The sequence below is a fragment of the Streptomyces violascens genome, assembly GCF_014649955.1.
Classification (GTDB): domain Bacteria; phylum Actinomycetota; class Actinomycetes; order Streptomycetales; family Streptomycetaceae; genus Streptomyces; species Streptomyces violascens.
On the sequence record NZ_BMUA01000020.1, the window covers coordinates 79406 to 94657 of the forward strand.

10 protein-coding genes are annotated in these 15252 nt (G+C 65.5%); 8 read left to right on the top strand and 2 right to left on the bottom strand.

The genetic code is table 11. The features are described 5' to 3' along the window. Positions 1–311 precede the first annotated feature (311 nt). From IE206_RS30410 to IE206_RS30445, 8 genes are all read left to right on the top strand, one after another. The gene (locus tag IE206_RS30410; RefSeq protein ID WP_189967724.1) at positions 312–764 is read left to right on the top strand and encodes a hypothetical protein; all 453 of its coding nucleotides are present in this window, start codon (positions 312–314) and stop codon (positions 762–764) included. A gap of 496 nt (positions 765–1260) precedes the next feature. Beyond that, positions 1261–2031, top strand: coding sequence for a hypothetical protein (locus IE206_RS30415; protein WP_189967726.1), 771 nt, complete (start codon positions 1261–1263; stop codon positions 2029–2031). Positions 2032–2093: 62 nt separating this feature from the next. Continuing rightward, positions 2094–2804: a hypothetical protein gene (locus tag IE206_RS30420; RefSeq protein WP_189967728.1), complete on the top strand. Its 711-nt coding sequence runs from the start codon at positions 2094–2096 to the stop codon at positions 2802–2804. A 185-nt stretch (positions 2805–2989) separates the two neighbouring features. Next, the gene (locus IE206_RS30425) at positions 2990–4114 is read left to right on the top strand and encodes a peptidoglycan-binding protein (protein WP_229853254.1); all 1125 of its coding nucleotides are present in this window, start codon (positions 2990–2992) and stop codon (positions 4112–4114) included. Beyond that, positions 4111–4836, top strand: a complete 726-nt coding sequence (locus IE206_RS30430) for an ABC transporter ATP-binding protein (protein ID WP_189967732.1) — start codon at positions 4111–4113, stop codon at positions 4834–4836. Before IE206_RS30425 ends, IE206_RS30430 begins: the two co-directional genes overlap by 4 nt. Next, positions 4830–6101 carry an ABC transporter permease gene (locus tag IE206_RS30435; RefSeq protein ID WP_189967733.1) on the top strand — a complete coding sequence of 424 codons (1272 nt, stop codon included), beginning with the start codon at positions 4830–4832 and terminating at the stop codon, positions 6099–6101. Before IE206_RS30430 ends, IE206_RS30435 begins: the two co-directional genes overlap by 7 nt. A gap of 294 nt (positions 6102–6395) precedes the next feature. Continuing rightward, a complete protein-coding gene (locus IE206_RS43250; protein WP_264199033.1) occupies positions 6396–10364 on the top strand; it encodes an SGNH/GDSL hydrolase family protein in 3969 nt (1322 codons plus the stop codon). A 113-nt stretch (positions 10365–10477) separates the two neighbouring features. Continuing rightward, complete coding sequence (locus tag IE206_RS30445) at positions 10478–10888, top strand: hypothetical protein (RefSeq protein WP_189967737.1); 411 nt, start codon at positions 10478–10480, stop codon at positions 10886–10888. Between the two features lie 2032 nt (positions 10889–12920). Here IE206_RS30445 and IE206_RS30450 read toward each other — a convergent pair. Both IE206_RS30450 and IE206_RS30455 read right to left on the bottom strand, forming a co-directional pair. Next, positions 12921–14048, bottom strand: a complete 1128-nt coding sequence (locus tag IE206_RS30450; protein ID WP_189967739.1) for an FAD-dependent oxidoreductase — start codon at positions 14046–14048, stop codon at positions 12921–12923. Between the two features lie 82 nt (positions 14049–14130). Then, positions 14131–15225 (bottom strand): transposase, encoded by a 1095-nt coding sequence (locus IE206_RS30455; RefSeq protein WP_189967741.1) that lies wholly within the window; start codon positions 15223–15225, stop codon positions 14131–14133. Positions 15226–15252 lie beyond the last annotated feature (27 nt).

The following is a 15252-nucleotide window of genomic DNA, read 5'->3' on the forward strand; positions in this document are numbered from 1 at the left end:
AGTATTCAGTAAAGATGCACGCCAGGTTGCGACCTATACCCATCAGTAATACTTCCGAAGCTGTTCCGTTACAACTGGCGGAGCGGTTGGTGATCTAATGGCGGCGCCGGTGGGTGGATTTCAGTGACGTAATCCAAAGCTCCCGGCCTGCCGCCATCGGCCGACGATGGCTTCCCAGGGGTGGGGTATTAGTTCACTGTCATTGGGCAGTGCTGTGTATTTTGTGAACTCAATCGAAATGTGAATTATCCATGCCTGGGGGCGGTTTTCTGCGTGCGCTCGATCGGCGCGCGAAAAATTGGAGGGGTTTGATGCACATCAAGAGGGTTGCCGCTGCTGCGGCGGCAGCGGCTGCGGCGATGCTCATCGCTGCGACGCCGGCCAACGCGAGGTCTGACGGGGATCAGACCAACTGCGGCCACCTCGACGACACGCTGTGTCTGTACTACAACTCGAATGATCAGGGTTCGCACATCGGCATCTACGGGGCCGTGTACAACTATCAGTTCACGAATGTGTGCGGATCAAGCGGTTGCACGACTTATCGGTTCAATACATCCGGCAATGGCTACGGAACGGCCGTCAAGAACAATGCTGCTTCGTTCTATAACGAGGCCGGCTGGGTCTACTGGACCTTTTACAACAGTGGATACGGGGGCACTCGCGACACGGCGGACCCCAATGGGTTCGGGACTTATTACGGGAACCTGAACGGTACCTACAACAACAACGCGTCCCAGATGGCCAACGCCGAGACGGGCTGAGCCTCACTGGGAAGTAGCGGTCGGCGCCTCGCCCGACCGACTTAACGGTGACACTATTCCGCCGTGCGCTCGCTGCCTTGACGGGCGTACGGCGGGATTCCCTCATGCGCAGGAGGAGGCGAGTGCGTCATTGCGCCTCAGGCGAATTCCCCGGTGCGGTTCTTACAAAAGTGCGGAACCTTCACGCCAATAGATATGAAATTTATAAAACACAAATGGCTGGCGTGTTGAGTCGTAATGCGACCTGATGGCAGAACCGATTCAGGGGGATTCGGGTACCTCCGGGATGCACTATTCAACGATCGAACTGGGTGGGCGCGTGCAAAGCAACAGAAGATTCAGACGAGGGGTTACTGCGGCGGTTCTGCTGGGAGGGTGTCTCGTCACAGTGGCGGGCTGCAGCTCCACGCCGGCCTCTTCGGACAAGCCAGGCTCGAACCTGGTGGCGGCCCCCGTGGCGCCCACCTCCACGCCGGTCCTCACATCCACTGCGGCTGTGTCCCTGCCCATCGAGAATTATCTGCTCAAGAATTCAGAACATGCTCAGATGCTCTACGCGTCCAAACTGCTGGTGAAGAAATGTTTGGCCCGGTACGGGTTCGACTATGCAGTGGATCCGGCAGGGCAGCAGGCGCTCGACCCTAAAGGTGACGGCGCGAACATGCCCCGCAGGTACGGCATCGTCGACGCGAGTTTCGCAGCCAGGTTCGGCTACCACCCGTCGTCAGATCTGACCCCGCGCCCCCTGCCCAGCACCCCGCACATGAGCGAGGCAGAGGAGAACGTCTTTCTGGGTGACGCGCCCCGGGCTGACGGCTCCACTCCCAAGGTCAAGGAGTACAAGGGGCAGTCCGTCCCTGCCCATGGGTGTGCAGGCGAGGCGCAGCAGAAACTGGGGACGGGGCTTCAGCAACGGCTCGCTGAGAACATCAACGACGCCAGCTTCCATCAGTCAATGGCCAACACGCGGGTGACGGCTGTCTTCAAGGCGTGGTCGGGATGCATGAAGCAGCACGGCTACCAGTTCGACACGCCGCTGGACCCGTTGAAGGCGCCTATCTCGGCATCGCCGACGACCGCTGAGATCGAGATGGCCACGTCCGACATCGCCTGCAAGCAGAAGACCAACCTCGTAGGTGTGTGGGTGGCCGTCGAAACGGCCATGCAGAACGACTTGATCGGGAAGAATCAGGAAGCCCTGACCGAGATGCACCGCACGGCTGAGAGCACTCTCAAGAACTCCTCGAAGGTCATCTCCGAAAGATGAACAGGACCAGAAGCCCCTTCTCTCGTCCCTTCCATATGGCGACGGCTCTTGCGTGCGGGGCCGTGCTCCTGAGCGCGTGCAGCTCCGGGCATACGGGCCATCACGACACGGTTTCAACGAGGATGCCGACGGTAGGTGCGTCGGTTTCGCCGGGCTATCAGGCAGCCAACTTCAAGGGCGCCCTGCTCGATATAGGGGATGCTGCAAAGGCGTTCGGCGGATCGTGGAGTGCGGAACCGGCAGTCGAGGAAGCCCCGGGCGAGATAGCCGACCCGGACATGTGCCGCCCCTACGTTCTGCCCGAGCATCCTGGTTACGCAGATCTGAATGCGCACCGCAACCTGGACTGGGGCAGTGCCGTCAGCCGCCGACTCACCGGGCATGCTGCTGGCGCGATAACAGTTCGTACGACCGTCCTCAGCTATGTCACACCGGCGGCCGCGGCAGCGGACGACCGGCGGCACCAGACATGGACGAAAGTCTGCGGTACCCAGCACTTCGGAGATCTGTCGCACCGAGCCGTGGTCAGCCCCCTCCAACTCGTCGGCGTACCGGGGACACACGGCCTGCGCGCCGTGGTCCGGACAACCGACGCGACCGCACCAGCCGCGGTCACGCAGTACGAGTTGCAGGCCACGTTCATGACCGCCGAGAACATCGTCGTCATCCACGTCACCGGCAACGCTGTGGACCTTGCCGGGCCGCGCGGCGAGCAGCAGATGACGGATCTGGTCAAGGCCGTTGAGGGACGCATGGCGGAGAAAGCACGATGAACCAGGACAGCGGATCCGTGCCCGACCAAACCCCCAAGGCAGCATCCCGCCTGGTCCGCAGACGCCGTTGGGTCATGGGAGCGGCCGCTGCGGCGACCGTGCTGTCAGTGGCTGGGTTGTACGGCGCGAGCTTCGTCCAATCGCCTGCCCAAGCCGCTGCGGACACCCAGGCCCCGAAGCCCAGTGTGATCACCGCACCGGTTGTGCGTCAGGTGATGAAGAGCACCGTGGTGCTGCGCGGGACGTTCTCCGACGGCCAGACGGTGTCGGCAACTCCCACTCAGGTAGCAGCCACCAAACCTGGCACGCAGTCGGCGGCTTTGGTGGTCACGGGTGTGTTCGCGCAGCCGGGGCAGCGGGTCAAAGCAGCTCAGCCGCTCTTGGAGTATGCGGAGCGGCCGGTGTTCGCGCTGCCCGGAAACGTCCCCATGTACCGAGATCTGGTCGTCGGGGAAGAAGGCAAGGACGTCGCACAGCTCCAGCAGGCGCTGGAGACTCTCGGCTATTCGACCGGTTCGGACACCACCGGGCACTTCGGCGCGGGCACTGCCAGCGCGGTGACCCGCATGTACAAGCACATGGGATACGCCGTGCCGGTCAGCGCCGACACGCCGGGCAAGGCCGCTGATACGGCAACCCCCGGCGGTACTGGCGGCCCACAGCAGAACAAGGGCCTCGCCGCGCACGCGACGGCGCCCGCAGTTGTGGTGCCCGCTTCGGAAGTGGTCTACGTGCCGGTCTTTCCCGCTCGGGTGGCGACCGTGCCGGTCCGGGTCGGTGATGTGGTCAAGGGGCCGGTCATCACCCTCGCCCGTGGCGACATGACCTTGACGGGCCACCTCGATCCGTCAGAGCGAGGGCTGATCTCGACGGGCATGACCGCGGACATCTTCTCCGAGGCCACCGGGGTGCATACGACGGGCACCGTCGGGTCGGTCGGATCACTGGTCACGCCGGGGGACAAGAACGCAAAGGACCCGTCCGGCACCGGAGACGCCGCGTCCGCTGGCGGTGCCGCCTACCTTCCGCTGACGGTCAAGGGAAACAAGCCGTGGGACGCGCGGTTCGCCGGGCAGGACGTCCGTATCACCTTGACCGCAGCCACCACGACGGAACCCGTTCTGGCCGTTCCCCAGGCCGCCATCGTGGCGCGGGCCGATGCCAAGACCACGGTTTCGGTTCTGGAACCATCCGGCAAGCAGCGGGCCGTGCCGGTCACCACAGGGGTGTCCGCCGACGGCCTGGTGCAGATATCGCCGGACCACGGCTCGTCGCTGGCTCCGGGGGACCGTGTGGTGGTGGGCACATGACCACAGCGGCTGCCGCCCCGGTGCTGGAGCTGTGCGACGTCGCCCGGACCTATCCGGGTGCACCGCCGGTACACGCTCTGCGCCCCGTGGATCTGACTGTAGAGGCCGGCGACTACTTGGCAGTGGTCGGCCCGTCGGGCTCCGGTAAGTCCACCCTCCTGAACCTTCTCGGCCTGCTGGACCGTCCGACGTCCGGCACCTTCCGGTTGTCCGGGGTGGATGTGGCCGGCCTCAACGAGCGTGACCGTGCGGCGCTGCGCGGGCGCCGTGTCGGTTTCGTCTTCCAGTCCTTCCACCTGCTGCCCTATCGGACCGCGACCGAGAACGTCACGCTCGCCCAGTTGTACGTCACCCCCCGCTCCAGGCGCCGTGAATTGGTTGCCGAGCAGACGCTGCGACGGGTGGGACTCGGCCACCGACTTCAGGCACTTCCCTCGACCATGTCCGGTGGTGAGCGCCAGCGGGTGGCTATCGCTCGAGCTCTGGTCAATGCCCCGGACATCCTTCTGTGCGACGAGCCGACCGGAAACCTCGACTCCGCCACGGCGCAGGCCGTGATGGATCTGCTGGAGGAACTCAACCAGGCCGGGGTCACGATCATCGTCATCACCCATGATCATGCCGTGGCCAGCCGTGCTCGTCGGCGCGTCACCATCCTCGATGGACACCTGAGCGAACCCGCAGGAAACGTCCCCGACTCCATACGGGAGCAGGCATGCTGAGGCGTCGGCGCCATGGTCCGGGCATCGCAGCTACCCGGCTCAACTGGCGTGACATGTGCGCCGAGGCTCTGGCCGGGGTGGTCCAACGCCCTGGCCGGTCGATCCTGACGATGCTCGGGACAATCCTGGGTGTCGGGGCGTTCGTTGCGGTGCTTGGTCTGACCTCCACCGCCACGGGGCAGATCGGAAAGTCCTTCAGTGTCCTGCAGGACACCACCGTCACCATCGACGACGTAGCAGCCTCTGGCCGCACCGGCAGCCCGGCCCCTGAGACCGCCGGAATCAGCCTGCCATCGGACACGGACGCCCGCCTGCGGGGACTCAACGGCGTGGTGGACGGCGGGACATGGTGGACGGTGCCATTGCGCCACCCCACCATCTCGGGCCGCCCCGACGTCACCGAGGCCACGACGTCGGCCGAGTCATCCAGCACTGTCCAACTGTTCGCGGCTTCCCCGGGCGCTTTGAGGGCAATGCAGCCGAAGCTGGCAACGGGCGTCCTGTACAACGAGTTCCATCAGGGCCGCACAGAGAAGGTATGCGTCCTCGGCAGTACCGCGGCCCATCTTCTGGGCATCACACGCGTCGACAACCAGCCCGCCGTGTTCATCAACGGAACGGCCTACAGCGTGCTGGGCATCATCTCCGACACCCAGCGACTGCCCCAAGGGCTACTGGGTGTCCTGATTCCCTCCAACACCGCGCTGAGCGCGTATGGTCCACCCAGTGACAACCCGGCCCAGGCTCTGATCCACACCCGCCCGGGTGCCGCACAACTCGTCGCCCGCCAAGCCCCACTGGCTCTGAGGCCCGATCACCCCGAGCTGCTGCACGCGGTCCCCCCGCCAGACCCGCACACCCTGCGCGACCAGGTCAACACCGATCTGTCTGGTCTCTTTCTGCTCCTGGCGGCAGTCTGCCTCGTCGTGGGTGCCGTCGGCATCGCGAACACCACTCTGGTCGCGGTCCTCGAACGCACCGCGGAGATCGGGTTGCGCCGGGCGCTGGGCGCACGTCCGCGCCACATCACGGCCCAGTTCCTCACCGAGTCCACTGCCCTGGGTGGGCTCGGCGGTCTCATTGGCACCGGCATCGGAGTGGCCGTCGTCGTGATCACGGCAATCGCCCGACAGTGGACCGCCGTCCTGCAACCGTATGCCGTACTGCCTGCCCCTCTCATCGGGCTGAGCATCGGATTCGCCGCCGGCGTCTATCCGGCCCTACGGGCCGCCCGGATCGAGCCCCTGGATGCCCTGCGCCGCTAGCCTGCGCCACCCGTTCAACCAGCCCGCGACGTAACCGACAACCTCGATCTCTGGTGTAGCGAGACTCCTGCACGGCTCTGCTTTCCACAGCTCGAACAGATGCGGCAGGTGAAGACCGCGGCAGCCGTCGTCCTTGTTAGGCCGCTGGCTGATCTGCCCCCGACATGCTTCCCGCCCCGTCCCATGGGCCTTGCGGCCGGGACGGGTGGGCCTAGCCGCACCTCAACAGGGTGCGGGAAACCACTCACCGATATTCAGGGAAATCTTCTCTTGAGACCCAGAAGACGAACACGTGTGCCTCTGGCCGCAGTTGTGGCCTGTGCCGCTTTGGCCGGGGGACTGCTTCAGGCCACACCAGTCATTGCCGTACCGAAGCCGAATCCCACCACGCAGCAGTCCGCGCCTACGCCTGCGGGCCGGGTCACAGATCCGGACAAGAAGCTCGGCAAGGACTGGAAGACGAGTCCCGACCGTGCAGTGACGGCCGCCGCCGACGCCGACGGGCTGCGCATCCTGGTGGCCGACGGCGATCAGGCGTATGCGTGGAAGACCGCTGCAACGCTGTCCGAGCCGGGTATGCCGGCCGACTCGTGGATCGGCAACCAGTGCCTGATGGACCACGACCACGCCGCTGTGGTCTACGCGCCGCGTACCTTCACGAACAAGCCGGACCTGATGCAGGGCGGTGCGTTCACCGCGATCGTCGACCTGGCGACGGGGAAGGTGACGAAGCTGCCGTTCACGGCGTCGCTGGCGTACTTCGACCCGTCCTGCAACACGGCCACGCACACCGCCGCGTTCACCGCGTTCCGGGACATGAACGACGCGGAGTCCACGCGGACGCGGGTGGTCACCGTGAACACCGGCGGGAAGACCGTGGGCACAGCCGCCGCAAAGGGTGAGATCACCAGTGCCGTGCCGGTGAAGGACGGCACGGTCGCGGCCCTTGGCAGCCGGCTGATCCACCTTGACCGTGTCGGCACGGTGAAGAACCTCGCGGATGCAGACAGTGTTCCGTTCGACATCCGTCCGCAGGCCGACGGCAAGATCGCTTTCGTTGACCAAAAGAGTAACTCCACAGCCCACGCAAAGGTGTTCACCGGCCGCGGCAAGCCGGCCGCCATCGCCGCGGGCAAGCTCGGCGACCTCGACCTGACGCAGGGCGAGGCGGGCCGAGTGTTCCTCACCGGCCACCCCACCGACACCCTCGCCACTGTCGGGACCGGCGTCACCCGGGTCAACGCCCCGGCCCACACGGACGTGTCCTCGCACGGGCGCCTCGCCGTCGAACCGGTCCTCACCCCCGGCGTCCAGGCCGGGTTGACCCATATCAAGGACTCGGGCAAGGGCTTCACCAAGTCCGAAGAGCCAGCCCCGGCTGGGAAGCCGAGTCCGACGGTTAGTGCTGCCGAGCCGACGACGGTCACCAGCACGGCCACCACCACCGGCGCCAAGCTCACCCAGAACGTCCAGCAGGAAGCCTCCAACGGCTCGGGCACCACCCTCTCCCCAGCGATCTCCACCGGCACTGGCAAGCAGCCCCAGCTGGCCCGCACCGCCGCGGTGACCACCGCTGGAGTCTCCAACGACCCGACGGACGGAGATCGCTGGTGCGCAATCTCGCGCAATGACGTCAACGCCCAGGCTCTGCAGCCGACTCCGAACCAGGTCGAGTGGGCCGTGGACATGGCCGTGCGCGGCAATCTACGCTCCAACTACCTCCGCCAGGGTGACTACCGCAACGAGGCGGGCCTGGGCACCATCGACCCGCAGGGGCTGTTCCCACTGCCGACCCTGACGGGCGGCGGCCGGATTCCGGCGAACGTGCTGCTGGGCATCATGGCCCAGGAGTCGAACCTGTGGCAGGCCGAGTCTGGTGCGATCCCCGGCCAGATGGGCAACCCGCTCGCGGCCGTGGACGGCTACTACGGCCACAAGGCCGTCCCCAACGACCCCGCTGCGTACTGGCAGATCAACTGGGACAAGTCCGACTGCGGCTACGGCGTGGGCCAGGTCACCGACGGCATGCGAATGCCCGGTCATGAGAAGCCCGGGGAGACCAGCCTGTCGCCGTCCCTGCAGAAGCTCGTCGCGGTCGACTACGCGTCGAACATCGCCGCCTCGCTGAAGATCCTTGCCTCCAAGTGGAACGAGGTGCACCAGGACGGCCAGAAGGTCACTGTCAACAACGACGACCCGGCCATGGTGGAGAACTGGTTCACCGCCGTGTGGAACTACAACCTCGGCTTCAACCCCCCCTCCGACGCGGCGAACCACGGCGGGAACTGGGGTCTGGGGTGGTACAACAACCCGGCCAACCCGATCTACCAGAAGGGTTGGGGTCACCCGTTCATGAACACCGACGTGGACGGCGCGAACGCCAACCGCGACGCAGCCCACCCGCAGGACTGGCCGTACGAGGTCAAGGTGATGGGCTGGGCCGCGTGGTCCATCGACACCGGCTACTCCTACGCCACCTCGGGCCGACAGGACTGGCCCGGCGAGTCAGGGTTCGCCTCGGCCGGGTTCCGGCCCGCCTGGTGGGACACCACTTCCTCCCGCACCCTTGTCTCGCCGGCTCTAGGCGTCTTCTGCAACAGCGCCAACAACTGCAACCCGGACATCCCGCCGAACTGCACAGACGAAGCGTGCTACGCGCAGTACTGGTGGCACCAGCCCAACGCGACCTGGAAGGGGGACTGCGCTACCCAGTGTGGTCACGAGAGCCTCAAGTACCAGACGCTGTCCTCCGAGCCGGGGCGCGGCTATCGCCTGCAGACCGGTACTCCGGTCTGTACCGGGGCTCCAACTGGATCCCAGGTCGTCACTTCTATCCCCAGCGGGACACCGACGTGGGGCGATTGTGGCGCGCCCTCCTCAGCGGGCAGTTTCCAATTCAGCTTCAACCCCGGAACTGAAGGCCGCTACGAGGCGAAGGCGGACCTGCACCAGATAGGCGGCGGTTACGACGGCCACTACTGGTACACCCACACCCGTAACGCCGACCACCTGGGCGGTGAGAGCGGCTACATGAACATCGACGGCACCTGGACGCTCGGCCAGAACCTCAACTGGGCCCGTGTCTTCGTGCACTTGCCCGACACCGGAGCTCAAACCCGGCAGGCCACCTACACCGTGCAAGGCACGGATAGCACCAGCCCCCAACGGGTTGTGCTCCAGCGCGCCGGTGGATGGGTCAGCCTCGGAGCGTTCCACTTCACCGGCACTCCAAAGGTGAATCTGTCGAACACCACGGACGACGGCACAGCCGATGAGGACATTGCCTGGGGCGCGGTCGCCTTCCAGCCGCTCTCCGGCAAGCCGACCAATTCAGTCGTCGCGATGGGCGACTCGTACTCCTCCGGCGAAGGAGCCACCGCACCGGGCGGTGCTGACCTGTACCCGGAGACCGACCACTACGACAAGAACAGCAACTACGAGATCGACAAGTGCCACCGATCCAAGCTGGCGTGGTCTAGGCAGGCGACCCTGCCGGGATACTCAAGCTCGATCGGTGGCCTGGCCGACAGCCTTGATCCGCAGATGGACTACCACTTCATAGCCTGCTCCGGAGCACGCACCTACAACATTCTCACCAAGGGCCAGTCCGGCGAGGTAGCACAGATCAACGCTGGGTACCTGGACCAGAACACCAGCCTGGTGACGCTCAGCGTTGGCGGCAACGACGCCCGCTTCTCCGACATCATCGCGAAGTGCATCGATATCCCGATCCCGTCTCTGACCACGTGCCCGTACTCGGAGCTGGACAACATTGATCCCGCTACCGGTGACAAGACGAGCGGCACGACGGGCGCCCTGAAGGACTGGGCGCCGACCTGGCTGCACGGCTCCGTACGGCCACAGATCGTCAAGACGCTCAACGCCATCCACTCCTTCGCCCCGAACGCGAAGGTCGTCCTCATGGGCTACCCGCGTTTGGTGGAAAAGGACCATGGCTGCCTTCCCGGCGCATATGAGGACGTCGAAAACGACTGGGTACGTACCTTGGCTGACACACTCGCAACCGAGATGTCGGGAGCCACTCAGGACGCTGGACCGTGGGCGGTCTTCTCCGACCCCCGGGACGAATTCGACGGCAAAGCCATCTGCGGGAATCCCGAGAGTATTCACGGCCTAGTGGAGACCGGGCGGGAGCAGGCGGACAACGACGCTCCGGCGCCGTCCATGCAGTCCTTCCACCCCAAGCCCGCAGGAGCTCGCCTCTACGCGGACGCCCTGGAACAGACACTCCAAGGGAAGTAACAGATAACCAATCCGGGGGCCCGAGTATTTTTACTCAGGCCCCCGACCACCATTTAAGGAAGTCTGTCGGTATGAGCGCCCCCTCTCGTCTAGAACTCCGGCCTGTCGTACGTGTGTCCATCGCAGCCGTCACCGGCGCGATCCTGGCCTACGGTGTCTGCAACTTCGTCGTCTCGGTCAAGCAACAGAGCGGCCGCTCCTGTGAGTCGACCGATGGCATGTGCTTCACCTGGTCGGACGTGGCAGTCGTCCCCATCAGCCTCATAGTCGCCCTGATCGCCCTGTCTGTCGTTTACAAGTGGCTGGAGATCGGGCCACGACTCGCGATCGTCCCGCCGACTGTCCTGCTGGCACCAATTCCCCTCGCCGCAGCACAGGCTGCTGGCGGCTGGTGGGCGGTCACCGTCGTGGGTGGAGCGTGGTCGTGCTCCCTCGCACTGGCCGCATGGAGCCGCTATCGAATCCTGGGACTTTCAGTCGCAGCGATCCTTCTCCTTGCTTCCCTCGTCGTTCTGTATCACTAAGGAGCCAATTCTCCTTATATTTCATCCCCGGAATTGGCACTTCCCTTGAGATCGGGTCGCGCCAGGACACCGTCACCTCGCTCGCCTCAAGATTTCGTGACGGCCCATCAGGCCAACGGGCCGCTCCGTTTCCGCGCCGAGTTACGGGCGTTCCTTGCACCCGATCAGCCACATGCCCTGCGGCCAGGATTTGAGGCAGCGGCCATCGAACTCAGCGGCCCAGACACCGTCGCGGATCTCGCCGCCGGGTCGACGTCCAGTGTCCATACGGGGACGGGCTCTACAGACAGACTCGCAGCTGCGGGGTGCTGACTCTGCCTCGGCGTTAGCACCGACGCCACTTCGGCGGCATGGGCAGGAGCAGGTTGGCGATTCTTGGCGTAGTCGGTGACGACGCGCCGGGCGCCGACCGGAGCCAGAGCGTAGAACCTCGGGATTGATACCCGGACAGCGCTTTCCTGGCACCACGCGCGGCGCGCGGCGCGCGCCGCGCGGCCGGCCTTTGTCACCTTTTCAGGCATACGGATCGACGCGCGCACCGAGAAAGACGCCACGACGGCGAGTAGTCGGCCCTGGCCGAACGTCCCGCTCACCGATCACACGGGCAAACCACCGGCCCGCGCATTCCCACTCGACGGCTATTGGCCCCCGGGCGGCCACTCACTCGAACCGTCAAGTGGCCCCTCTTCGCCCGACCGTGCCACTGTGTGCCATTCGGGACGGTAAACGGCGGTCACCAGAGGCTCACTGCGACACATCAAAAATGAGCCCTAAAGGAGCATTCGCGCAGGTCAGAGGCACCGCCAGCCCCTCTAGCCCCACGTGATTCCCAAGCTTAGAGCGCGGGTTCGATTCCCGTCACTCGCTCCATTCTCCGCCCCCAGGTCAGTGGCCTGGGGGTTGTTTGTTGTCTGGACCGATTTCGGGGGTCTCGTGCCGTCCGCGTGCCCTAAAAGGTCCACCTCGTCAAGGAGCCTGCCGTACAGGCCCTCCGCCTGAGCTGCAGCTATCTTGGCCACATACTCGCCGAGTTGCCGAGCCGCCACATCTCTGAACGAACGTACCGCTGCGGAAGCCAGTGTCGATGTTGGTAACGAGGAGCTCCTCCACAGAGTCCCAGACACGACGCGTGGCCGACCGGAGCTTTACGCGCCGCTCCCTGTCCGCCTCGTCCCTCAAGTCTTCCAGAGACCGGGTGAGCGAGATGGTCTGCCTGTTGAGCAGCGTCGCCAGCTTCCGAAGCCGCAAATGCACCTTGAAGAACGCGGCCGCGCCAGCTAGAACGAGCCGTAACGTATCGGCGTGCTGGCAGGCCGTCTCGAAGCGATCCTCGCCCGGTGGGGGCGTCGACCCCGCGGCCGAACCCTGCCGACGAGTCCGACGGGCCGATCGCCGACCACCCGCAAGTGACCACCTGGGTGAACGAGGTCATCCACGCCGCTCGGCTCGGACCGAGCAGCACACGGGGTATCGCGCTCGGCCCATCACTGCTGCTCGCCAGCCCCATCGTTATCAACGGGCACCGGCAAGACCTGCCAGGCGTACGGCGCCGTCCGCTCACTGCTCGGCGCCGGGGTCCAGTTGCGCTGGGAGGCCGTCACCACCCCGACCTGCACGCCCGTCTGCGCCCCCGCCCCGGCCACGCCCCCGAACGAGACGTGGCCGCACTCTCCCGCTACCCCGCTGCTGATCCTGGACGACCTCGGCGCAATCAAGCAGTCGGAGCGGACCGAAGAGCTGACGTACTGGCTGATCAACCGCCGCTACAACGACATGCTCCCCACCCTCATCACCACCAACCTGCCGATCGACGGCCTGCTGTACACCGCCCGGATACGAACCGGGGGAGCGCGCCGTCGGCGTGCTTGCCGACAAGCTTCTGTTGAACAGGTGGGCGGACCGCCAATGCCCCTCCCCCGCACGGGGGATTGCCGGTTCGGGGCACTGCCAGTCCGCCCACCTCGCCGCCCAGGCTCTGCTCGACGGCAGCTCATCAAGCTGCTCAATGAACGCTCCGCTTCCTTCGCGTGCGTCAGGGGCAGCGCTGTCCCATCGGGGCTTGATCGGCAGTGGGGCGTGGTGGAGGGCACGCAGATGCGCACACTGCGGGGATCGCATGGGCGGACTCACCACGCCGGCTGTCATAGTCGGCGAACCAATGATGTACGGATCCGCCGGACCGGTCCCACGACGTACCGAGCACAACAGCGTCCGCCACCGCGTGCCGCACGTCCGCCACCGCGAGCGGACACGCTTCCTGGTACCCCGCAGCGCCCACGAGGGCCACCCTGCCGCCGTCCCGGCCCGACCGCTTGAGCCTGCCGTGGAGGGACGTCCGCCAGTGTTGCCCCAGCGTCAGGATGTTGCGCACGGAATATCCGATGTCCGGGAAGGCCGCGAGGACATGCTCCAGGTCGACGCGGCCCGGCAGCTCACCCACATGGTGGTGGCGTGTGGCGGTGAGGCCCAAGTACCGGTAATCGGGCATGGGGTGGTGTGAGACGTGCCAGTCGGCCCCTACCCAGCAGGTGGCTGCGTCGGTGTGCCAGCGGTCGGCGACCAGGTCCATCGGGATGACTGTGCTGTAGCTCGCCAATTGGCCCCCGCCCTCGTGCAGGTCGTCGGAGGCGAGGGGGTGCGCACCGGCGGTGAGGATCAGCGCGTCACTGGTGACGTCGTGTCCGTCGGCAAGCGTAACCACGACTGATTCGCTGTGCTGCGTGTACCCGATGACTCGGCTTGCCGCGCAGAGCTGGACGGAGTCCAACCTCCGACAGGCCTCCAGCAGTGGTTCGTACAAGTCCACGTGGTGAGCCGTTGCATGAGGGTAGCGGCGCTGTCCACGAGAGACGGCCAGCGGCACCGAGGCAAGGAGTTCGCTGGTCGAGCCGTGCATGACATGGAACTCATTGATCGGCAGCGCTTGTTCACGAACGGCATCGCCGACACCCAGCAGGTCGAGCGCCTGAAAGGTATGCGGTGTTAGCCGGACGCCGACTGAACCCCCCGTGAACTGCGGCGCTTGCTCCAGAACAAGAACGTGATGGCCTCGCTCACCGAGCGCAACTGCTGTGGCCAGACCGCTCAAGCCTCCCCCGACAACAAGAATTCGCATGGCCTGATGATGGGCCGGGGCGGTCGGCTCGGGCGAGGCGGTCACGGCATGTATGTCAGAGTCGTCGAGGTATCTGACATAGAACGACGAAGGATGTTTACTCAACGCGAAGTCCGTTTCGTCAGCTTCAGGCCGGAAAGCTCATGCGCTCCATGGAGTCCATGCACTGACTCCAGGGGCGTACGCGGGCCCTGACCGCCGCGACCGTCTGGGCCACGTGGGCAGCGGCCGCCAACGTCATGTGCCGGTGCCAGCCGTCGGAGCTTCGCCCTTCGTAGTCGAGGGTTCCCACATGCGGTGCGGAGGTGGTGAAGTCCTGCGCGGTGCGTTGCGTGAATTTGGCGAGTCGGAGGAGAACCCCCAAGGGGGTCGCCGTCAGATTGGTCAGCCAGCATCGAACGGGCTGTCCTTGACCACTGTCCCATTGCCCCAACAAGAGCAGGGGATGGTCGGCCCACTCCACACGGACGCCGGCGACCAGGCTTCTGCGCACGACGCCCGTCGCCGGATCCGTCCATTCCACGAGACGGCGAAGCATGCGATTCATCTGAAGGAGACGGGCGGCGGGTACCGAGCGGTGTGCCGGGCCCGACTCCTGAGCCGTGACCGGGAGCCCCACGGGGACACAGGACAGGAGTGGCTCACCTGCCTGCATGTACCGATCGAACAGAGGGAGCGGGTCGATGCCCGGAAGGTCCAGGATCACCGGGCGGGGCCCGATCGTCCTGTGATCGGACCCCACACCCGCAGCCGCGACGCACTCGGCAGCACGATTCCCGGAGGGCAGCAGGGACCACTTGACGGGCGCCGTGACGTCTCTGGCGACACCCCATACGCCGATGGCCTGTCGGCTCTTTCGAGGTACCTGCTGTGACTGTACGACCCATGCCGCGAACCGGAGTTCGTTATCGGCATAGCGTCGCAGTGCGCGGCTGACCGGTTCCCAGTCCCAGGGGGAGTCGGCGATGAAGTGGTGCAGGCTCTGCGCCAGTTCGGGGCCTCCGACGCATGAGGCGATATTCCGTACCGACTTGCGCCCCTCCACTGTGATCAGCCCGCGGAGGTAATGAGCCGCCTTCACTCGCTGGTCGCTTCGGTGCAACTCGGTGAAGAGCACGTCGGACAGCTCGTTGAGGATGCTGCGGTTCAGCGCACCGGCGGGTGCAAGGCCCGGCGGCCAGTCAGATGTTCCGGGCCTTGCAGAACTCGGCAGGCGACCCATGTGAACCCCCCAGTGATGTTTCTGTCG

Coding starts and splice junctions, on each gene's coding strand:
- IE206_RS30410 (WP_189967724.1), top strand. CDS start 312: ATGCACATCAAGAGGGTTGCCGCTGCTGCGGCGGCAGCGGCTGCGGCG.
- IE206_RS30430 (WP_189967732.1), top strand. CDS start 4,111: ATGACCACAGCGGCTGCCGCCCCGGTGCTGGAGCTGTGCGACGTCGCC.
- IE206_RS30435 (WP_189967733.1), top strand. CDS start 4,830: ATGCTGAGGCGTCGGCGCCATGGTCCGGGCATCGCAGCTACCCGGCTC.
- IE206_RS30455 (WP_189967741.1), bottom strand. CDS start 15,225: ATGGGTCGCCTGCCGAGTTCTGCAAGGCCCGGAACATCTGACTGGCCG.